This window comes from Pseudomonas viciae (assembly GCF_004786035.1).
GTDB lineage: Bacteria > Pseudomonadota > Gammaproteobacteria > Pseudomonadales > Pseudomonadaceae > Aquipseudomonas > Aquipseudomonas viciae.
The window spans coordinates 3,972,818-3,993,424 of the sequence record NZ_CP035088.1 but is presented as its reverse complement, the minus strand read 5'-3'; the positions used below and the strand labels follow the sequence as shown (position 1 = coordinate 3,993,424).

Here is a 20,607-nt window from a genome sequence, read left to right as displayed (position 1 = left end):
GCGGCGGGGCGGATGTCCTCGCCAGGAGTGACCCGATGAAAGCGTTCCAGGTAAGAGCACCTTTTGAGTTCGGGCTGGCCGAGGTCGACGGACCGCAGGTGGCTCGTGGTGAAGTCCAGGTCGATGTGGCTTACGCCGGCATCTGCGGCTCGGACATGCACATCATTCATGGGCAGAACGCATTCGTGCGTTTCCCTCGTGTCACCGGCCATGAATTCTCCGGGGTGATCCGGCAAGTCGGCGAAGGCGTCGAACACCTGCAGGTGGGCGACCGGGTGTGCGTCGATCCGGTGATCAGTTGCGGCACCTGTTATCCCTGCCGCATCGGCCGACCGAATGTCTGCACACGGCTGCAAGTGATCGGCGTGCATCGCGACGGTGGCTTCAGTGAACAGGTCTGCGTACCGGCCGAGAATGCCCATCGCTTGCCCGACTCGATGTCCCTCAGCCACGGGGCCCTGGTAGAGCCTTATTCCATTGCCCTGAATGTGCTCGATCGCATGCAGCCCCATCCGGGCGACAGCGTGCTGATCTATGGCGCCGGTGTCATTGGCCTGACCCTGGTGCAGATGGCCCGGGCGCTGGGGCTGACCGACATCACCGTGACCGATGTCATCGACAGTCGCCTGGAGACGGCGCGGGCACTGGGTGCGAGCCGGACTCTCAACGGCCAGCAAGTCGATGTCGAAAGCACAATGCGTGAACTCACCCAGGGTGAAGGCGTGCCGTTGATTGTCGACGCCGCCTGCATCCCGGCACTGATGCCACAGATGGTGCGCCTCGCTTCGCCAGCCGGACGCATCGGCCTGCTGGGTTTCAATGCCACGCCCAGTGATCTGGTGCAGTTGGAAATGATCAAGAAGGAGTTGACCCTGGTGGGCTCGCGGCTCAACAACCGCAAGTTCCCCAGGGTGATTGAACTGATCGCCAGCGGCCAGTTGCAGGTCCAGGACCTGATCAGCCATCGCGTCACGTTCGACGAGATGCCTGGCGCCATCGACCTGATCGAAAAACACCCCGAGCAAACCCGAAAGGTACTGGTGGAACTGACGAACGCCCACCACTGATCTTCCGACCTTATCGTGCCCGAGTGCGGGCACCCTCACCGAATAAACACAACAAGCGGGAGGCTCCACCATGTTTGGTCAAGGACGTAGCTTAATCATCATCATGCTGTTCCTGGCAGGGGTCATCAATTACCTCGACCGGTCGGCATTGTCTGTGGCAGCCCCTTTCATCCAGAAGGACTACGGTTTGAGTACGGGTGAGATGGGCATGATTTTCAGTAGTTTTTTCGTCGGCTATGCCGCCTTCAACTTCATCGGGGGCTGGGCTGCCGACCGTTACGGCGCCAAGACCACGTTGCTGCTGGCCATGGTGTTGTGGTCGTTGTTCAGCGGCCTGACCGTGCTAACAGTGGGCTTCGCTTCGCTGGTGCTCATCCGGATTCTGTTCGGCATGGGTGAAGGACCGCTGAGTGTCACCACCAGCAAGATGGTGAACAACTGGTACACCCCCAAGCGCAGGGCGCGGGCGATTGGCACGTCGATGTCCGGCACGCCGCTGGGCGGGGCGATTTCCGGCCCCGTGGTGGGCTTTATCGCCGTCACCTACGGCTGGAAAATGTCGTTCATTATCATCATGCTGATTGGCCTGGTCTGGGCGGCGGTGTGGTTCAAGTTCGTCAAGGAAAGGCCAGAAGGTGAGGGCGCCGAGGAGATTCTTCGAGCCGAGGGGCAAAGCGAGCTGGCGGCACAACCGGTGTTCCCGCTGCGCTATTACCTCAAGCAACCGACGGTGCTGTTCACCTCCCTGGCGTTCTTTTCCTATAACTACACGTTGTTCTTCTTCCTGACCTGGTTCCCCAGCTACCTGACCATGGCCCACGGCCTGAACGTCAAGGACATGAGCATTGCCACGGTCATTCCCTGGGTCCTGGGTTTCCTCGGCCTGGCCTTGGGCGGTTTCATTTCCGACTTCGTGTTCAAGAAAACCGGGCGGATGATGTTCTCGCGCAAAGTGGTGCTGGTGACGTGCCTGTTGGCCTGCGCTGTCTGTATCGCTTGTGCCGGTATGGTCAAGACCTTGTATCCGGCGGTCGCCCTTGTGGCCTTGGCGGTGTTCTTCCTTTACCTCACCGGCGCTATTTACTGGGCGATCATCCAGGACACCGTCCCGGCGGCGCGGGTGGGTGGGGTCAGTGGCTTCATGCACTTTCTGGCGAACACCTCGGGCATTGTTGGCCCGACCTTGACCGGTTTCCTGGTGCAGTTCACCGGTTCGTTCACCAGTGCGTTCCTGCTGGCAGGGCTGTTGACCGTGATCGGTGCGGTGTGTGTGGCGCGCTATGTAAAACCCCTGGTGGTGGTCAATACCGGTGACTCGGCGGCACAAGGCTCGCAACCGGCTTCGGCCCTGAGCCATCCCTGAACAGAAGGAGTGTATTGATGCCTGTTGTGAAACGAGCGCCCTCCACCGGGGCTGCAGCGCAGATCGGTATCGTCCATCTGGGTTTGGGCGCGTTTCATCGCGCCCACCAGGCGGTCTACCTGCAGCGCCATCTCAATCGTCATGGTGAAAGTGACTGGGGGCTTTGCAGCGCCAACCTGCGCTCCAATCGCACCTTGGTCGATCAATTGCGCGAGCAGGATGGTCGCTACCATGTGGCCGAGTACCGCGACCGCGAGCAGGTGACGCTGCGCGAGATCGCGGTCTTGCGTCAGGCCTTGTATGTGGGCGAGGGCGGCCACGACCTGGAACTGCTGTTGCAGCGCATGGCTGCGCCGCAGACGAAGATCGTCACCCTCACCGTCACCGAAAAAGGCTATTGCCTGAGCCCATCCTCCGGGCAACTGCGCAGTGAAGATCCGCTGATTGCCCATGACATCGCTCATCCACAAGCGCCGCGCTCGGCCCCCGGTATTGTCCTTGAGGCCCTGCGCCGTCGCCGCGCCGCCGGCATCCCGGCCTTCACCGTGTTGTGCTGTGACAACATGCCCGACAACGGTCAACGCACCCGCCAGGCGGTCAGCACGTTGGCGGCGAGGCAGGATGAGGCGCTGGCGCAGTGGATCGACCAACAGGTGGCGTTTCCCAGCTGCATGGTCGATCGCATTGTGCCCGCGATGGACGGCGAGTCCTTTCGACGGCTGGAACAATTGGACTGTCACGACCCGGCGGCAGTGGTCTGTGAAAGCTTCAGCCAGTGGGTGATCGAGGATCACTTTCCCCTCGGACGCCCGGATTGGGAAGTGGAGGGTGTGCAAATGGTGGAGGACGTGCGCCCGTTCGAGACGATGAAACTGCGCATGCTCAATGGCAGCCATTCGTTGCTGGCCTATGTGGGGTTGCTGGCGGGCCATGAGTCGGTGTTCGACGCCGTCAGTGACGCGAATCTGGCACGGCTCTTCGAGCGCTACATGGCCGAGGAAGCGGCGCCCACCCTGGACATGCCGGCGGGCATCGATCTTTCGCTGTATGCCCGCGATCTGAAGGCGCGCTTTGCCAATGACAGCCTGCAACATCGCCTGCGCCAGATCGCCATGGACGGTTCGCAGAAACTGCCGCAACGCTGGTTGCTCGGCGCCCGGCACTTGCTCGATCAAGGGCGAGGCATCGGCTGTACCGCGCTGGGCATTGCGGCATGGATTCACTACTGCACGCAACCGTTGCCTGGTCATCCGATGCACGTGGTTGACGACCCTTTGAGTGCAACGTTTGCCGATCTGGCGGGGCGCTTCGACGGCGTATCGTTGGTGGAGGCCTTTCTCGAATTAGGCGAAGTCTTCCCGGCCGCGTTGTCGGAGCGCCCGGCGCTTCGCGAGGCCGTGCAACATGCTTATACCGCGCTGACCCGCGACGGCATCGGCAGCCTTTTGCAGACCTTTGCCGCACCCAACTAACAAAAAGGAGAACAACATGGAACCGACATGGCGTTGGTTTGGCCCCAAAGACCCGATCTCCCTGGCGGACGTTCGCCAAACCGGTGCGACCGGCATCGTCACCGCGTTGCACGAAATCCCCAATGGCCAAGTGTGGCCGGTGGACGCCATCGCGGCGCGTAAAGCGATGATCGAAGCCGCTGGCTTGAGCTGGTCAGTGGTGGAAAGCATTCCGGTGCACGAGGACATCAAGCGCGGCTGCGGGCGGCGTGACGAGTACATCGCCAACTACCAGCAAAGCGTACGCAACCTGGCGAGCTGCGGCATCGATATCGTGTGCTACAACTTCATGCCGGTATTGGACTGGACCCGCACCGACCTGACCTTTGAGCTGGCGGATGGCGGCTGGGCGCTGCGTTTCGATCAAACCGCGTTTGCCGCCTTCGACCTGTTCATCCTCCAGCGTCCGGGTGCGCAGGCCGAATACCGTGCCGAGGATATCCAACAGGCCAAGGCCTACTTCGAGCAACTGACGCCAGCCCAGAGCGAGACCTTGGTCAATACTTTGATCGCCGGCCTGCCCGGCGCCGAGGAACACTACAGCCTGGAGAACTTCCGGGCCTTGCTGCGCACCTACGCCGACATCGACGAGGTGAAATTGCGTGAACACCTGGGGTATTTCTTGCGCGCGATGATCCCGGTAGCAGAGGAAGTGGGAGTGCGCATGGCGATCCACCCGGACGATCCACCCCGGGCGCTGCTCGGCCTGCCACGCATTCTGTCCACCGCCGAAGACGCCCAATGGTTGCTGGACGCCGCTCCGAGCCCGGCCAATGGCCTGACGTTCTGCACCGGTTCCTATGGCGTGCGCGAAGACAACGACCTGGTGGCGATGGCCAAGCAGTTTGCGCCGTTCATCTACTTCACCCACCTGCGTTCAACCCGCAGGGAAGCGGATCCGCGCAGCTTCCACGAGGCCCATCACCTGGATGGCGACGTTGACATGGTCGGGGTTATCAGTGCCTTGGTGGCCGAGGAGCGCAGGCGTGAACGCGAAGGCGGCCCGCGCTTGCCGCTACGGCCGGACCATGGGCATCAACTGCTCGATGATCAACACCGCAAAAGCAATCCCGGCTACTCGCTGATCGGCCGCCTCAAGGGCCTCGCCGAAATCCGCGGTGTGGAACTGGCCGTGCGGCAACAGTTGGGCTGAGGCTTGAAGATAAACAGGGGAAATCCGTCAGGCCAAAAAACCTGTGGCGATGTATCAGTTGCCGAGGGCATTTGTGGCGAGGGGATTTATCCCCGTTGGGCTGCGCAGCAGCCCCCAAACCGGACACCTCGGTGTATCAGGCAGACTACATACAACCTGCCTGGGGGCGCTGCGCACCCCAGCGGGAGCAAGCTCCCTCGCCACAGGTTCGGTGTGCAGTTGATTGAGTTTGAGTGATCCACACAAGCGCCCATCCACCGCAGGTCTAGCCACTCATGTCTTCTGGTTCCAGCGCTTGCAGCCAACGGTTCTCCGAACGGCTCAAGTGCTGGCGCATGCAGGTTTGTGCACCGAGCACATCTTTGTTGGCGACGGCATGCAGGATCGCTTCATGCTCGGCCACCGCGGCTTCCCATGTCAGAGCATTTTCTGAATGCTTGCTCAAGTGCGCCGAAATCGGGTTGTGTCGTTCATCAAACAGCGCAGTGATGATCCGGACCAAGGCAGAGTTGCCACTCATTTTGGCCAGACGCTGATGAAATCTACGGTCGTCTTCCAGCGGGGGCAGGCCGTTGGCAATGCTGGCGCGCATGGCGTCGATGCATTCCTGCAGATAGCGGTAGTCGCTTTTTTTGCCATGCAAACAGGCCAGGACCACTGACTCACCTTCGATCAAGGCGCGCGCCTGCATCAGTTCCGAGGGGCTTTCGCCCAAGGTGCCGGCAGGATTTTTTCCATCTGTGGGCCTGGCGCGGACATACACGCCCGAGCCCATCTTGATTTCAATTTCGCCCTCGATTTCCAGGGCGATGAGCGCCTCGCGCAGCGAAGGCCGGGAAACCCCCAGCAGTTGGGTCAAATCACGCTCGGGAGGAAGCCTGGAGCCTGCCTTGAAATCCCCCTGGACGATGTAGTTTCGCAGTTGGTCAGCGATTTTCTGGTACGGCTTTCGCTCGGCGGCGTTGATCGGTGAGACCATGGCAACGGTGTCCATCAGATAGTCTGCGAAGGCTACCATAGGCGCTTGGTGCTGTTCATTTATGTGGGAGCGGTGGTGCGGCAATCACATCACCGCGCCAATCTGCCAAGGCACAAACTCGTTATCACCCAAACCGTTTTCTTCACTGCAGGTGCGACGCCCGGAAGCGGTATCGAGCATCAATCGGAACAACCGCTCACCGGCCTCGGCCACCGACTCCAGGCCATCGACAATACCCCCGGCGTTGAAGTCCATGTCCAGCTCCATGCGTTGGAACAGGCGGGTGTTGGTGGCGATCTTCAAGGATGGCGTGGGTTTGCAACCATAGGTCGAACCGCGACCCGTGGTGAAGCAGATGAGGTTTGCGCCTCCCGCGACCTGACCGGTCGCGGACACCGGGTCGTAGCCGGGGGTGTCCATGAACACCAGTCCCTTGGCATCGACCGTTTCAGCGTATTGGTAAACGCCCATTAACCCGCTGGCGCCTGCCTTCGCCACGGCGCCGAGGGATTTCTCCAGAATGGTGGTGATGCCCCCGGCCTTGTTGCCAGGCGAGGGATTGTTGTTCATGTCCCCATCGTTGTGGTGCACGTAGGCTTCCCACCAACGGATCCGCTGCATCAATTTTGCCGAGATGTCAGCGGATGCCGCGCGGGCCGTCAGCAGGTGTTCGGCGCCATAAATTTCCGGTGTTTCCGACAGAATGGCGGTGCCGCCATTTCGCACCAGCAGGTCTACAGCGGCGCCGAGTGCTGGATTGGCGCTGATGCCTGAATAACCATCCGAACCGCCACATTGCAAGCCGACACTCAGGTGGCTGGCCGCAACGACGGTACGCTGGAGGTCGTTGATGATTGGCAGCATCTGTTCGATATGGGCGATGCCCCGTTGCACGGTTTCACGAGTACCGCCGGCGTCCTGGATGATCAGGCTGGCCTTGAGCGGCGCTGGGCGATCGCCGAGCTCTTCCATCAGCGGGACGAGCTGGTTGACTTCGCAACCCAGGCCGATCAACACGATTCCGGCGAAATTGGGATGATCGGCATACCCGCGTAAGGTGCGTTTGAGAATATCGATGCCTTCGCCTTTGGCCCCCATGCCGCAGCCACTGCCATGAGTAATCGCCACGACGCCATCGACGTTGGGGAAGTCTTTCAGGCGCCCCGAAGAAAAGGCGTTGGCGATGTGTTTGCACACGGTTGCCGAGCAATTGACGCTGGAAATAACGCCGATGTAGTTGCGGGTGCCGACGCGGCCATCATCGCGGACGAAACCCTCGAACGTCGCCGCAGTAGTGCTGGGCACCGTGGGGGCATAAATGTTGCGCACGCTGTGTTCGGCATTGGTCGTGGGCATGTCCAGGTTGTGCACATGGACGTAATCGCCGGGCTCGATGTCCCGGGTCGCCTGGCCGATGGTCTGGCCATACTTGAGCACCCGTTGGCCGGCCAGCACCCTGCGCAGGGCGATCTTGTGGCCGGACGGGATGGGTTGCCGGGCGACCAGCACGATGCCGTCGGCGCTCAGCTGTTGCCCTTGGGCAATATCGCCTCGGGCCACGGCAACATCATCACCGGGGGTTAAAACAAGCAAAGAAGACGGCGGGTTCATGGTGCGTCTTCCTCCTAGCACTCGATGATTGCCTTGACGACACCTTGCTTGGGGTCGAGCAAGGTGCTGAACGAATGGGCAACATCGCTGAGCGTCAGACGATGGGTATTCAGGGCCGCGTCCGGAATCAATCCGTTGCGCAGGCATTCCTCTACATGACGGAAGTCTTCCTGGGTGGCGTTGCGGCTGCCCATCAGCGTGGCTTCACGCTTGTGAAACTCCGGGTCGGAGAAGGTGATGGAGTCCCGCACCACTGAAATCATCACATAGGTGCCGCCGTGGGCGATGAACTCGAACCCGCGCTCCATGGCCCGTGCGTTGCCGGTGGCATCGAACACCACGTCGAAAAAATCACCCTCTGTCAGTTCAGCCAGGGTCTGCTTGTCGCCTTGGCCGATTTGCACGGCGGCGTGGATATCCAAGTGTTGCTTACAGAACGCAAGACGATCCTCACGGGTATCCAGGACGGTGACTTGCGCCCCACGCAGGCTGGCGAAGATCGCCGCCGCCATGCCGATCGGTCCGGTGCCGACCACCAGCGCGCGTTTATCCTCCTGGACATTTGAACGCCGCACGGCGTGAGCGCCGATGGACAGGAACTCGATCATCGCCGCCTGATCAAGGGAAACCCCCACGGCTTTGTGTACGAATTGGTGGGGAACGCTCAGGTACTCCGTGAACGCCCCATCGCAATGAACCCCCAGCACTTGAATGCGGGTGCAGCAGTTGGTCTTGCCCTGGCGGCAGGCGATACATGCGCCGCAGGAAAGGTAGGGCATCACATAGACCACATCGCCGATGGCGAGGTCGCTGGCGCCGTCCGTCTCGTCTACAACCCCGGAAAACTCATGGCCCATGACGCGCGGGTATTCGAGGTAGGGCTGATTGCCGGTGAAGATATGCAGGTCGGTGCCGCAGACCCCGACCCGTCGGACCTGGATGAGGACCTCGCCCGGTTTCCTGAGGGGTTTTTCGCGCTCGATGGCGGTTAACAAGCCGGGTTCGTTACAGATGACAGTCAGCATGATGATGCTCCTTGGCGGGCACACAGGCGACGAATGCCAGCTAACGAGGGGAGGGCGTTGAGCGCCCGGTTGGCGAGGGATCTGCACATTCCGAGGATCTCTTTTTTTGTTGTAGGCGGACGGGCGTCCGCTGGGGTGATCTTGGGTCGAAACTACACGCCAAAAAAAATATTGGCAAGACCAATTAATAAATAACAAAATTGGACAGACCAATTTTGAGGCCTCTCTACGGGCATCGCCAGGCCCAGGGGTAAAAGGCAAAATGGGGTTGATGTCGGACCAAACGGCGGGTGGAATCCTGTGGGGACGTTTCAATGAACACTGAATGGACCAAAAAAGGCTGCGATGTTTGCCGGGCGCTATGGGAGTCCGGCCAGCGTCCTCCAGAGCTTGCGGTGAGCGTCGTTCTCCATTCCCGCTTGCATCGATGTTCATCCTGCGGCGCGTTCTGGGAGCAGCTTGAGCGTTATGCCGATGTCATTGGTGAGCAGCAGGCGCGGGAGTTGTATCCCGAGGTCTTCAAGTCGGAGGGCTTTTAATGAACCCAGGCGATTCCCTCATGTCATTCGTCTGTCAGGAACGACAACATGATGGAGTTGCCTATGCGACCAATGGATTTCACCAGCCTATCCCTCGCCGCGCTGCTCTGCGCGGCTTGCTCAAGCCAACCGCCCGCGACATGGAGCTACGAAGATGCCCAGGGGCGAGCCAATCTGCCGCCCGACCAGGCCTACCCCGAACTGTTTGAAGCGGTTCAGCGCGGGCAGCTTTTCACTGACCAGAAACACTTCGTGGACGCGCTGCCCAAGCGTGACCCGGCGAAAATTCGCGCCGATTACCTGGCCCGTCGGGACAGTGATGGCTTCGATCCCAAAGCTTTTGTGCACGACAATTTCATCGAATCCGGCGAGGCGCAAAGCCCGGCGTCTAAACCTGACGCTTCGATCGAAGAACACATCGACAGCCTTTGGCCGGTGTTGAGCCGCAGCTATAGCCAGGTGCCGCAATACAGCAGCTTGCTGCCCTTGCCGCAGCCCTATGTGGTGCCGGGCGGGCGCTTTCGCGAGATGTATTACTGGGATTCCTATTTCACCATGCTGGGACTTGAGCAAAGCGGTGAGAAGGCCCGGGTTCGCCAGATGACCGACAATTTCGCCTACATGATTGACACCTACGGCCACATCCCCAACGGCAATCGCACCTACTACCTGAGCCGGTCGCAGCCGCCGTTCTTTGCCTACATGGTGGAGTTGCAGGCGCACATCGAAGGTGACCAGGCCTATGGGCGCTACCTGCCACAATTGCAGAAGGAATATGCCTATTGGATGGACGGAGCCCAGACGCTCAAATCTGGGACGGCCGCCAAGCACGTGGTCAAACTGGCCGATGGCAGTGTGCTCAATCGCTATTGGGATGCCAGCCCGACGCCTCGCCAGGAATCCTGGTTGCAAGACGTCAAGACTGCCGAGCAGGCGCCGGACAGGCCCAAGGAGGAGGTCTGGCGTGACTTGCGTGCTGGCGCCGAAAGCGGCTGGGACTTCAGCTCTCGCTGGTTGGGCGATGGCCAGGACCTGGCGACCATCCGCACCACATCCATTGTGCCGGTGGACCTGAACAGCCTGATCTATCACCTGGAACGCACCATCGCCAAAGCCTGCGAAACCGTGCAGAACAGGCCATGCGTCCAGGCTTATGGGCAGCGCGCCGAATTGCGTCAGCGGGCCATCGAGCAGCACTTGTGGGATGCTGAAAAAGGCTTCTACGTGGACTACGACTGGCAGCAAAACCAACAACGCCAGCCACTCACCGCCGCTGCGCTTTTTCCGCTGTTTACCGGCCTGGCCTCCACCGAGCACGCCAATCGCACCGCCGATGCGGTACGTGAAGGCTTGTTGCGTCCCGGTGGCATTGCCACCACCCAGGTCAGTAACGGCCAACAGTGGGATGAACCCAATGGCTGGGCACCGTTGCAATGGGTGGCAGTGGAGGGGCTGGACCGCTACCAGCACAGTGCACTGGCCCAACAGATTGGCAGTCGCTTTTTGCAGCAGGTTCAGAACCTCTACAGCAAAGAGAACAAGCTGGTAGAGAAATACGATTTATCGGGCCAGGGAAATGGCGGTGGAGGCGGCGAGTATGAGTTGCAGGACGGCTTCGGCTGGACCAACGGGGTGACACTCAAGCTGATGAGCAAATATGGCGCAATCTCGCCAACTCCCATTGGTGAATGAAGTGCAGCCTTTGTTCGCCTATGAATGCTGAATGCGCCACCGACATCGCGAGCAAGCTCTCACGGCGGGCATTGCCCATCAGGCATGGGCTGTTGCGGCATTATCTACTCATGCACCGTCACCCGGTTACGCCCGGTCTTCTTCGACGTATACAACGCCTGGTCCGCCCGGGCGATCAGATCGGCGTGGCTGTTCGAGGGCTGGCTCAGGTCGGCCACGCCCAGGCTGATGGTGAAACGGATGTGCTGGTCGTTGTACACCACCTCCAGCGCTTCCACGGAGTGGCGCATGCGTTCGGCGAAAGTTTGGGCGCCGCTGCTGTCGGTATCCGAAAGCACCACACCAAACTCTTCACCGCCATACCGCCCGACCACATCGGAGTCGCGCGCATGTTCGCGCAGCAGCCTGGCGACATGCTCGATGACCTTGTCGCCCGCCTGGTGCCCATAGGCGTCGTTGACTCGTTTGAAGTGGTCGATATCGAGCATCACCAGGCTCAACGTATTGCCATAGCGGTGATGTCGGGCATAGGCGGCCCTGAGGCTTTCTTCCCAATGACCGCGGTTGTACAGCCCCGTCAGTCGATCGGTGCTGGAGAGCTGTTGCAGTTGCGCATTGGCGGCCTGAAGCTGATGCCGGTTGGTGGCGACGTCGGTGACGTCATAGATCACCAGGCAAATATGGTTGATTTTGCTGTCAGGGGAGCGCAGCGGTAGCAGGGTAGTGTTCTGGTACATGAACTCTTCGCTGCCGGTGATCGGCTGATAGTTCTCGAACCGCACCAGATACGGCCGCTGCTCCCAGACCGTAAACGCTGGAGTGCCCAGGGTGGCGACGCTTTCCACTTTGCGGCTGAACCATTGGCGATCGATTTCGGGGAACAGGCTGAAGAAGGACTGATTGTGGGCGTCCTTTGGCTGCACCCCCGAGCGGTTCTCCATGAAGGTGTTCCAGACCTGCACGCGGTAGTCGCGGTCGAGCACCACCACGCCGACGTCGATGCTCTGAACCACGGCAAGCAACCAGTGAAATTCGTTCAGATCAATAGAATCGTTCATGGCTCAGTTCATCAGGTAGGCGAGTTTGTGGGTCAACCGCTCGATGGAGTCTTCCGTGAACAACAGCAATAGGTCGAAACGAATATCGTGCCCTTCCAGGCTGTAGCTGATTTCCACCGCCAGGGTCTTTTTCCAGCGCGTGCGGTTGACCCGGATCAGCTCATCAATGGCCGCGTGCTGGCCGAGGATCTGTGGGTGGCCTTGAGAGAATCCTACGTCGATCTGTTCGGCAATGCTGGTCAGGCACGCACCGATCAGTACGCTGGAGAGGTCCAGCAACATTTCCAGGTCCGAATAGTCGCTGCTCTGACGTTGCATCAATTGCGCGATGTCGCTGATTTCCGAGTCGTGAAACATCAGCAGGGCTTCGCCAGCGATGCCGCTGCCAATAAAGCCCTGGCAGATAGCCGTGAGTTGCTGTGAGCTGCTGGCATCGTTCAGCGCCATGTGCAACTCGCCGACTTCGAGGATGTTCACATTGGGGACGGGCAACTGCACAAAAACGCCCAATACCTTGGCGATCAGGGCGGCTGCCTGGCCGATGGCTACGTTGACCGTTTCGCGGAATACATCGTTGAAGCTGATGGTTGTGTTCGATACTGGACGATGCTGTAGCGGTGCCTGGCCGGGTTTCGCCAAGAGTCCCAAGCGACTTAGGGTCTGGCGCAGTTCATTTTCGTCGAAAGGCTTTTTCAGGAACGCCAGCGCACCCAGCTCATGCACGCGGCGCACCGCTTCCTCCTGGACGTCACCGGAGATCACGATGACTTGCGCCTGCAACCCTTCGGCGCGCAACGCGCTCAACACCTGGTAACCGTCCATCTCCGGCATGGTCAGGTCGAGCAACACCACTTGGCCCAGGCCCTGGCGTATCGCGTCCATGGCCTGGCGACCATTGACGGCCTCGGTGACCGAAACCGGCCAGTCCGCGGGCAGCGCGCGTAACACCTGTTTACGGGCCATGTTGGAGTCGTCACACACCACTAGGGGAATCACTGACACAGAAGGCTCTCATAGGTGGATGGATATCAGGGAAACACTTAGATGCATCATGCCATAGGGTAGCAAAGAGCACCTAATGCATAGGGTTTATCGAGGGATCCATCCAGAATGGCGAGGCCGGTTGGGCGCTTACACCATGTGCCCAGCCCCGTAATACTTGTCCCAAAGCTTGTTCCGAAACCGGTTGTCCGGATCGAATTGCGCCTTGAGTGCGAACAGGCGTTGCGCGTGGGGGTAGGCGCGGGCGAATTGTGCCCGGGTGGCATGCAACTGGTAGGGCAGATAATAGGTTCCGCCGAACGACAGTGCGGCGTCGATGAGTTCGCGCGTCCACGTGCCGACTTTCTCGCGGTCGGCCGCGCTGACGTGTTGCCAATAATAGAGTACGAACGAGAACACCTCTTCACGGGCCCAGGACAGGCACGAATCAGGCGCGGCTGGTGCATGCCGGATGGAGATGTTCACGGCGTTCACGTTGTGCGCCCGCAGGATGCTCGCCATGTGTTCGACAAACCCGTTGAGCTGGGCGACCGGCACAAAATATTCCTGCAGCGCGTAGGTGCTGTCCTGTGTCGCGAGAGGCCCGAGCGAGGCAACGTCCCGGCTGGCTTCGTAATTGCGCCGTACAACCGGTTGGCTGAGGTAGCGCAACGGGTCGATTACATCCTTGCGAATCAATGGACCACCGGGAAGCCTCGTCACACCCCACATGAGGGTCCGATCGAATGTGTAGGATTGCCCCGGAGCGACCAGCCTCTGCGCAACTGTCAGCTCTTTGTCCGTCGTGCGCCAGGTGACGGCCGTCGCTTGGTCAAAGTAAGGAGGCGCCAGATCGGCGTTATGCAGGATAGCCTGTTCGTTGTCGCGGATCTGTTCATTGAAAAACCTGGTGTAATCGGCAACGGGCATGCGGTGTACCTGACGTTCCATCGAGACGTTTGGCGCGAGGTCCAACTCGACCTCAGTGATAACCCCCAACGCGCCGTAGCTGCCGATGGCCGCGTGGAACAAGTCGGTATTGGCGGTGCGGGACGCTTCTACTACCGAGCCGTCGGCGAGCACCAATTGCAGGGCTCGGACTGAGTTACTCACCGGGCCAGCACCGACATAACGCCCATGCGCATTGACTGACAGCGCTCCGCCAACGGTGAAGTTGGCATAGCTCTGCATGATCTTTACCGAGAGGTCATGCGGATCGATCACCGACTGCAGGTCGCGCCAGCGTATCCCTGTTTGCACACGTATGACCCTGTGCTCCGGTGAGTAACGAATGACCTGATTGAACTGACGCATATCGAGGTGCAGGCTGTCTTCGGCGGCAATCTGTCCGCCCATGCTATAGCGGGCGCCCCCGATACTGATTGGGCCTGACCACAGAGTGAGGGCCTGGCGGATTTCGTTCGTGGTACGTGGGGCGAGCACGCGGCTCACCCAAATCGGGTTGAGTAGCGTCACATCGTTAACCAGGACGCCTGAAGAGGCGGCCCATGCCGACCAGGGCGACAGCACACCGAGGGCCATCCCAGCCATGCCGGCCTGGAGTAGATTGCGCCGTGTGAAAGAGAGCGAAGGCATGGGCGGGGCGTGCGGTCGTGTGTTGTCGATCATGCTGCGTTATCCATGGGTGAATCGTTGAGCGTTGCGCTGAGCCTGCAAACGTCCGTGGTGGAAGCGCTCCAAAAATGCGCCAAAAAGTTTGTCCAGCGACACATCAGGATTCGCCCCTGTAGGCCGCTTGCCATCAATGCTACAGTCCCGCGCTTTCAGGGGGGAGGGGACGTCATGCGGATCGTAGTAACGGCTTTGGTAATGACACTGCTCGGAGGATGCGCAACGGCCAACGAAACCTTTGGCAATGGACAACTCTGCGGCCTTCATCCCTACTGCGGCGCTGCTACTGATATCGAGGTGATCAAGGCCACGACCGCGGAAAACGCTGGAGCCCTGCGGGTATTGGCACCGCTTGCAATAATCGACCTCCCTTTCAGTATTATCGCCGATACGTTGATCCTGCCTTATACGATTTTTCATATGAAGCCTGCCGAGGAGTAGCTGTACCCCGGTCCCCCCAACATCACTCAGCATGCACTTTACGAGCACCGGCGCGAAGACAGGTGGCATCGGTGTTTTCGCGTACAGCTTTGCGTTGCGGGGGGTTACGTCTGGGGCAGGGCTTCTTCGACAAGCTCGATCCAGTGGCGCACGGGTGTGCGTGCGGCACCGTCGAGGTGGGTCTGGCAGCCGATGTTGGCCGTTACGATCACTTGCGGATTACCGCTCTCCAAGGCATTGAGTTTGTTATCGCGCAACTGCCGGGACAGCTCGGGTTGGGTCAGCGAATACGTGCCTGCCGAGCCGCAACACAGGTGACTGTCGGGCACCGCCGTGAGGCTGAAACCCAGGCGCTCGAGCACTCCCTCGACGGCGCCACCGAGTTTCTGGGCATGCTGCAGGGTGCAGGGGCAATGGAAGGCCAGGCGCCGATCACCGCGCATGCCGAGGGCTTCCAAGGGTTCGGCGCCTAGCACTTGCACCAGGTCGCTGGCCAAGGCGCTGACGCGTTCGGCCTTGGCCGCGTAGGCCGGGTCATCCTTGAGCAACTGACCATATTCGCGCACGAAGGCGCCGCAACCGCTGGCCGTCTGGACAATGGCTTCGACCCCGGTCTCGATGGCCGGCCACCAGGCGTCGATGTTGCCCCTGGCCCGCTCAAGGCCTTTTTCCTGGGCATTGAGGTGGTAGTCGATTGCCCCGCAACAACCGGCCTCGCGGGCCGATACCACCGAAATGCCCAGGCGATCCAGGACGCGAGCAGCAGCGGCGTTGGTGTTGGGCGCCAGGGTTGGTTGCACACAACCTTCGAGCATCAGTACATGGCGCGGATGCCGCACTGGCGGGCGTGGCTTGGCCGGAGGGTGCTGGCGCGGCAGCTTGGTTTGCAGGGCGTGGGGCAGCAGCGGACGGAAAACCTTCGCGGCCTGGATCAACGCTTGGAAGAGTGCAGGCCGTGGCAGTACTGCCCGCAGGGCCTGGCGAAACGCGCGCTGGGCGAGGGGACGGGGCACTTTCTGCTCAACGACAGCGCGGCCGATGTCCAGCAGGTTGTGGTACTGCACGCCGGATGGACAGGTGGTCTCGCAGCTGCGGCAGGTCAGGCAACGGTCCAGATGTAGCTGAGTCTTCGCGGTGACTGCCTGGCCTTCAAGCACCTGCTTGATCAGGTAGATGCGCCCGCGGGGGCCGTCCAGCTCATCGCCCAGCAATTGGTAGGTGGGGCAGGTGGCCGTACAGAATCCACAGTGCACACATGAGCGCAGGATGCGCTCGGCCTCCTCGGCACGGGGAAGGCTTTTGGCTTGTTCGCTCAGATGGGTTTGCATGGCTCGTCCTCAGACGTCGGCGTACATACGGCCCGGATTGAAGATCCCCTGGGGGTCGAGCTGTTTCTTCAGGTTCTGGTGATAACGCAACAACGGCTCGGCCAGCGGGTGGAAAGGCGCTTCGTCGACGGCATAGAGGGTGGCGTGACCACCAACGCTGGACGCCGTCTGGCGAATGATTTGCGGCAGGGCCGCGGATTTCAGCCAGCGCTGGGCGCCGCCCCAGTCCAGCAGTTGCCGACCGGGCAGGTCGAGAGGCCCGGTGTTGTTCGGCAACGAAAGCCGCCACAGCGGCTCGGGTGTGGCAAAGAACCCCAGGCGCTGCTCCCGCAGGTCAGCCCAATAACTGTTGTCGAGGGCGTCGCCACCGAAACGGTCGATGGCCGAGGCCACCGAGCCCTCACCACCTTCCAGGCGCAAGTGCAGTGCCTCGCCGTCATGACAGGCCGCGCTGATCGGGATCGGCTGCTGGCCCCATTCGGCCAGTTCAGCCAACGCCTGGCGAACATCCATTGCCAGTCGCACGCTCAGGCACTGGCGTGGCTTGGGCAGGACCTTCAAGGACACTTCCGTGAGTAGCCCCAGGCAGCCGAAGCTGCCGGTCATGAGGCGCGACAGGTCATAACCGGCGACGTTCTTCATGACTTCGCCACCAAAACGCAGCAACTTGCCCTGGCCGGTGATGACCCGAGTGCCCAGCACGTAATCCCGCACCGAGCCGGCCCAGGGGCGCCGTGGCCCGGACAGGCCCGTGGCGACCATACCGCCCAAGGTAGCCCCTGGGCCCAGGTGCGGGGGCTCGAACGGTAGAAATTGCCCGGCCTCGTTGAGCGCCGCTTCGATCTCCACCAGGGGAGTACCGGCGCGTGCGGTCAGCACCAGCTCGGTGGGGTCGTAGCTGACGATGCCGCGGTGCTGACGGGTATCGAGTACTTCAGCGCAGACCGGGCGGCCCAGCATGGCTTTGCTGTTGCCGCCCTGGATGCGCAGCGCCGTGCGTTGGTTGAGGGCATGGTTGACCTGTTCCAACAGCGCGGCGCTGGCGTCATGATCGTAGGGCATCAAAAGCGCTCCAGTTCCGGGAACGGCAGTTTGCCGAGGTGCACGTGCATCGAGCCGAACTCCGCGCAACGCTGCAGGGTCGGGATGTTCTTGCCGGGGTTGAGCAGGCCTTGCGGATCAAAGGCCTTTTTCACCGCGTGAAACACGGTCAACTCGTCGCTGTTGAACTGCGCGCACATTTGGTTGATCTTCTCGCGCCCGACGCCATGCTCCCCGGTAATGCTGCCGCCGACTTGCACGCACAGTTCCAGGATTTTGCCCCCCAGCGTCTCGGCGCGCTCCAGTTCGCCGGGCTGGTTGGCGTCGAACAGAATGAGCGGGTGCATGTTGCCGTCCCCCGCATGGAACACGTTGGCCACGCGCAAGCCATGTTCGTCCGACAGGTCGCTGATGCCTTTTAGCACCCGTGGCAACTCGCGTCGTGGGATGGTGCCGTCCATGCAGTAATAATCAGGGGAGATGCGCCCTACGGCAGGGAACGCATTTTTGCGCCCGGCCCAGAAACGCGCCCGTTCGGCCTCGTCGCAGGCCACCCGCACATGCACGGCGCCAGCAGCCTTCAAGACCGCCTCGACCCGTTGGCAATCGTCCTGCACGTCGGCCTCCACACCGTCGAGTTCGCACAACAGGATGGCGGCGGCATCGACTGGGTAGCCGGCGTGGATAAAGTCTTCAGTGGCCCGAATCGACAGATTGTCCATCATCTCCAACCCACCGGGGATGATCCCGGCGGCAATGATGTCGCCGACGGCGCGACCGGCCTTTTCCACCGAGTCGAAACTGGCGAGCAGCACGCGCGCCACCTGGGGCTTGGGCAGCAACTTGACCGTCACTTCGGTGATGATGCCAAGCATCCCTTCCGAGCCCGTGAACAGGGCGAGTAAATCAAATCCTGGCGCGTCCAGGGCGTCGCTGCCCAGGGTCATGCTTTCGCCCTCGACGGTGAGGATGTCGACCTTGAGCAGATTGTGCACGGTCAGGCCGTACTTCAGGCAATGCACGCCGCCGGCATTTTCCGCCACGTTGCCACCGATGGAACAGGCGATCTGGGAGGACGGATCGGGTGCGTAGTACAAGCCATGTGGCGCGGCCGCCTGGGAGATCGCCAGGTTGCGCACCCCGGGCTGGACTCGCGCATAGCGGCCTTGGGGATTGATTTCAAGGATGCGGTTGAAGCGTGCCATCACCAACAGGACTCCCTGTTCCAGCGGCAAGGCGCCCCCCGACAACCCGGTACCGGCGCCCCGGGCCACCACCGGTACCTGACGGGCATGGCAGATGCGCAGCAGCGCTTGTACCTGCTCGATGCGCTCGGGCAGGACGACCAGCAACGGCATGACGCGGTAGGCCGAAAGCCCGTCGCACTCATACGGCCTCAGGTCCTCCGCGCTGTGCAGCAGCGCCAGGTCGGGCAGGGCCTCACGCAGTTCTGAAATCAGCGCGGACTTGTCGACCCGAGGTAATACGCCATCGACGCGCTCATCGTAGAGAATGTTCATAGGCTTCTATTGTTCTTCATGCCAGGCGGAAGGGCATTTGACAGTGTAGCGCTCGATGATTGAGCCAAGCACATTCATCCGGTCCTGCCAGTCGGGAAAGTATCGCGACGGCCCACTGAACGTCTGCGCCCGCGTGGCCTCTGAACCTAAAGCAGGGCGGCGACCTCGTGCCGCCCGTTGACACCAGGAGGAAAGGCTCACATGAACATTCTAATGGTCCTTACATCCCACGATCAGTTGGGCGATACCGGCAAGAAAACAGGGTTTTGGCTGGAAGAGTTCGTCGCTCCCTATTACGTGTTTGTCGACGCCAAGGCGACAGTCACGCTTGCCTCTCCCAAGGGTGGACAGCCGCCGCTAGACCCCAAAAGTGATGAAGAGGACGCCCAGACTGAGGCTACCCACCGTTTTCGTACCGATACGATCGCCCAAGCGGCCCTGGCCAACACGGTGCCGCTGGGCGAGATTGACCCTTATGACTTCGATGCCGTGTTCTACCCCGGCGGTCATGGGCCGCTCTGGGACCTGGCCGAGGACACGGATTCGAAGACCCTCCTCGAAGCCTTTTATGCCGCAAATAAGCCCGTGGCCGCGGTTTGCCACGCCCCTGGCGTGTTCAAGAACGTTCAAGCCCCGGATGGCCAGTCGGTGGTGAAAGGCAAAAAAGTCACCGGTTTCACCAACTCTGAGGAAGACGCCGTGGGACTGACGCAAGTGGTGCCGTTTCTGGTGGAGGACATGCTCAAAGCCAAAGGCGGCGAGTATTCCAAGGCCGCGGACTGGGCCAGCTATGTGGTCGAGGACGGGCATTTGATCACCGGTCAGAATCCGGCTTCATCCGAAGCCACCGCCAAAGCGTTGCTCAAGCGGCTGGCGCAGGAACAGACGGCCTGAGCCGTCGCAGGAGGCGGCCCGGTTTGGGCCGCCTATGAGCGCAATATCCTCCCCGATCCATGTCGGCGGCCACCGCACCACTGGCGATAACTTATGCGCCAGGCTTGGCCGGTGGTTGCCCCTGCATGTAGTTTTGATGCCGCATCATCTGGTCCATCATCATCTGTTGCATGCCGGTGAATCTATCCATCATGTACTGGCGTTGACTTCTTTGCTCCGGGGGCAGCTTGGAGTAGTCCTGCCAGCCCATCATATGACCACCGCCCATCATCTTTCCTTTGCCCATCATGCCGGGGCCTCGGCAGCATCCCATCATTCCCGGCCCCCCCATCCCATTCATCATGGCCATGCCACTTTGCATCGTATTCCAATGTTCCTGAAGGAGCTTCTGCCGCTCCTGGGGATCCTGGGTCTGCTGGATTTTCTCCATCTGCTCCTGCATTTTCTGGAAGGTCTCTTGCGCCTGGGCCATCTGCGTATCGAACTCTGCAACATTGGGGGTTTGTTGCTGCGTCGACGGCACTTCAGATTGCTCGGCTGCTGACGTCCATAGGGGGGAAAGCGATGCAAGAAGGAAAAGCATGGCCAGTCGGGTATTTTTCATGTCGAGCTACCTATGTGGGGGAGGAGCCGAACCAAAATCACAGGTTTCACACGATTGTGGAGAGTGGAGTCAGCCGCATTCGCCGGAACTCATGGACTTCAGCATGACAGTCGCTTACTAACGCCCCCAAATGATGAGTAGATATCCCCGGGACAACCTTGATTTATG

18 protein-coding genes are annotated in these 20,607 nt (G+C 60.7%); 8 read left to right on the top strand and 10 right to left on the bottom strand.

Annotation, left to right across the window (positions count from 1 at the left end):
* Window positions 1-35 precede the first annotated feature (35 nt).
* The 4 genes from EPZ47_RS17235 to uxuA all read left to right on the top strand — a co-directional run bounded on the left by EPZ47_RS17235 (window position 36) and on the right by uxuA (window position 5,094).
* Window positions 36-1,067, top strand: a complete 1,032-nt coding sequence (locus EPZ47_RS17235) for a Zn-dependent oxidoreductase (protein WP_135845906.1) — start codon at window positions 36-38, stop codon at window positions 1,065-1,067.
* Between the two features lie 70 nt (window positions 1,068-1,137).
* A complete protein-coding gene (locus EPZ47_RS17230; RefSeq protein ID WP_135845905.1) occupies window positions 1,138-2,430 on the top strand; it encodes an MFS transporter in 1,293 nt (430 codons plus the stop codon).
* Between the two features lie 17 nt (window positions 2,431-2,447).
* Window positions 2,448-3,902, top strand: a complete 1,455-nt coding sequence (locus EPZ47_RS17225) for a mannitol dehydrogenase family protein (RefSeq protein WP_135845904.1) — start codon at window positions 2,448-2,450, stop codon at window positions 3,900-3,902.
* Window positions 3,903-3,918: 16 nt separating this feature from the next.
* Complete coding sequence (uxuA, locus tag EPZ47_RS17220; RefSeq protein ID WP_135845903.1) at window positions 3,919-5,094, top strand: mannonate dehydratase; 1,176 nt, start codon at window positions 3,919-3,921, stop codon at window positions 5,092-5,094.
* 265 nt (window positions 5,095-5,359) lie between these two features.
* Here the strand turns inward: uxuA and EPZ47_RS17215 are convergent, their stop codons facing one another.
* The 3 genes from EPZ47_RS17215 to EPZ47_RS17205 all read right to left on the bottom strand — a co-directional run bounded on the left by EPZ47_RS17215 (window position 5,360) and on the right by EPZ47_RS17205 (window position 8,709).
* On the bottom strand, window positions 5,360-6,073 hold the full coding sequence (locus EPZ47_RS17215) for a FadR/GntR family transcriptional regulator (RefSeq protein WP_135848023.1): 714 nt from the start codon (window positions 6,071-6,073) through the stop codon (window positions 5,360-5,362).
* Between the two features lie 84 nt (window positions 6,074-6,157).
* Entirely contained in the window at window positions 6,158-7,684 is a 1,527-nt protein-coding gene (locus EPZ47_RS17210) for a UxaA family hydrolase (RefSeq protein ID WP_135845902.1), read from the bottom strand.
* 14 nt (window positions 7,685-7,698) lie between these two features.
* Window positions 7,699-8,709 (bottom strand): zinc-binding alcohol dehydrogenase family protein, encoded by a 1,011-nt coding sequence (locus EPZ47_RS17205; RefSeq protein WP_135845901.1) that lies wholly within the window; start codon window positions 8,707-8,709, stop codon window positions 7,699-7,701.
* Window positions 8,710-9,023: 314 nt separating this feature from the next.
* Between EPZ47_RS17205 and EPZ47_RS17200 the strand changes: the two genes are divergently transcribed.
* Window positions 9,024-9,248 carry a hypothetical protein gene (locus EPZ47_RS17200; RefSeq protein WP_135845900.1) on the top strand — a complete coding sequence of 75 codons (225 nt, stop codon included), beginning with the start codon at window positions 9,024-9,026 and terminating at the stop codon, window positions 9,246-9,248.
* 63 nt (window positions 9,249-9,311) lie between these two features.
* Complete coding sequence (gene treA, locus EPZ47_RS17195) at window positions 9,312-10,940, top strand: alpha,alpha-trehalase TreA (RefSeq protein ID WP_135845899.1); 1,629 nt, start codon at window positions 9,312-9,314, stop codon at window positions 10,938-10,940.
* Window positions 10,941-11,044: 104 nt separating this feature from the next.
* On the opposite strand, the gene EPZ47_RS17190 is transcribed toward treA, so the two are convergent.
* The 3 genes from EPZ47_RS17190 to EPZ47_RS17180 all read right to left on the bottom strand — a co-directional run bounded on the left by EPZ47_RS17190 (window position 11,045) and on the right by EPZ47_RS17180 (window position 14,608).
* Entirely contained in the window at window positions 11,045-11,998 is a 954-nt protein-coding gene (locus tag EPZ47_RS17190) for a sensor domain-containing diguanylate cyclase (RefSeq protein WP_135845898.1), read from the bottom strand.
* A 3-nt stretch (window positions 11,999-12,001) separates the two neighbouring features.
* Window positions 12,002-13,000: a response regulator gene (locus EPZ47_RS17185; protein ID WP_135845897.1), complete on the bottom strand. Its 999-nt coding sequence runs from the start codon at window positions 12,998-13,000 to the stop codon at window positions 12,002-12,004.
* A 129-nt stretch (window positions 13,001-13,129) separates the two neighbouring features.
* A complete protein-coding gene (locus EPZ47_RS17180; protein WP_238346642.1) occupies window positions 13,130-14,608 on the bottom strand; it encodes an FAD-binding oxidoreductase in 1,479 nt (492 codons plus the stop codon).
* 174 nt (window positions 14,609-14,782) lie between these two features.
* Here EPZ47_RS17180 and EPZ47_RS17175 point away from each other — a divergent pair, with 174 nt between their 5' ends.
* Complete coding sequence (locus EPZ47_RS17175) at window positions 14,783-15,052, top strand: YceK/YidQ family lipoprotein (RefSeq protein WP_135845896.1); 270 nt, start codon at window positions 14,783-14,785, stop codon at window positions 15,050-15,052.
* 104 nt (window positions 15,053-15,156) lie between these two features.
* On the opposite strand, the gene glcF is transcribed toward EPZ47_RS17175, so the two are convergent.
* The 3 genes from glcF to glcD are packed head-to-tail and all read right to left on the bottom strand — an operon-like array spanning window position 15,157 to window position 18,941.
* Window positions 15,157-16,380 (bottom strand): glycolate oxidase subunit GlcF, encoded by a 1,224-nt coding sequence (glcF, locus tag EPZ47_RS17170; RefSeq protein WP_135845895.1) that lies wholly within the window; start codon window positions 16,378-16,380, stop codon window positions 15,157-15,159.
* A gap of 9 nt (window positions 16,381-16,389) precedes the next feature.
* Window positions 16,390-17,442, bottom strand: coding sequence for a glycolate oxidase subunit GlcE (glcE, locus tag EPZ47_RS17165; RefSeq protein WP_135845894.1), 1,053 nt, complete (start codon window positions 17,440-17,442; stop codon window positions 16,390-16,392).
* Window positions 17,442-18,941, bottom strand: coding sequence for a glycolate oxidase subunit GlcD (glcD, locus tag EPZ47_RS17160; RefSeq protein WP_135845893.1), 1,500 nt, complete (start codon window positions 18,939-18,941; stop codon window positions 17,442-17,444). The genes glcE and glcD overlap by 1 nt, the downstream gene beginning before the upstream one ends.
* Window positions 18,942-19,142: 201 nt before the next feature.
* On the opposite strand from glcD, the gene EPZ47_RS17155 reads away from it, so the two are divergent.
* The gene (locus EPZ47_RS17155) at window positions 19,143-19,835 is read left to right on the top strand and encodes a type 1 glutamine amidotransferase domain-containing protein (protein ID WP_135845892.1); all 693 of its coding nucleotides are present in this window, start codon (window positions 19,143-19,145) and stop codon (window positions 19,833-19,835) included.
* 91 nt (window positions 19,836-19,926) lie between these two features.
* Here EPZ47_RS17155 and EPZ47_RS17150 read toward each other — a convergent pair whose 3' ends face one another.
* Window positions 19,927-20,439 (bottom strand): hypothetical protein, encoded by a 513-nt coding sequence (locus EPZ47_RS17150; RefSeq protein WP_135845891.1) that lies wholly within the window; start codon window positions 20,437-20,439, stop codon window positions 19,927-19,929.
* Window positions 20,440-20,607: the final 168 nt, after the last annotated feature.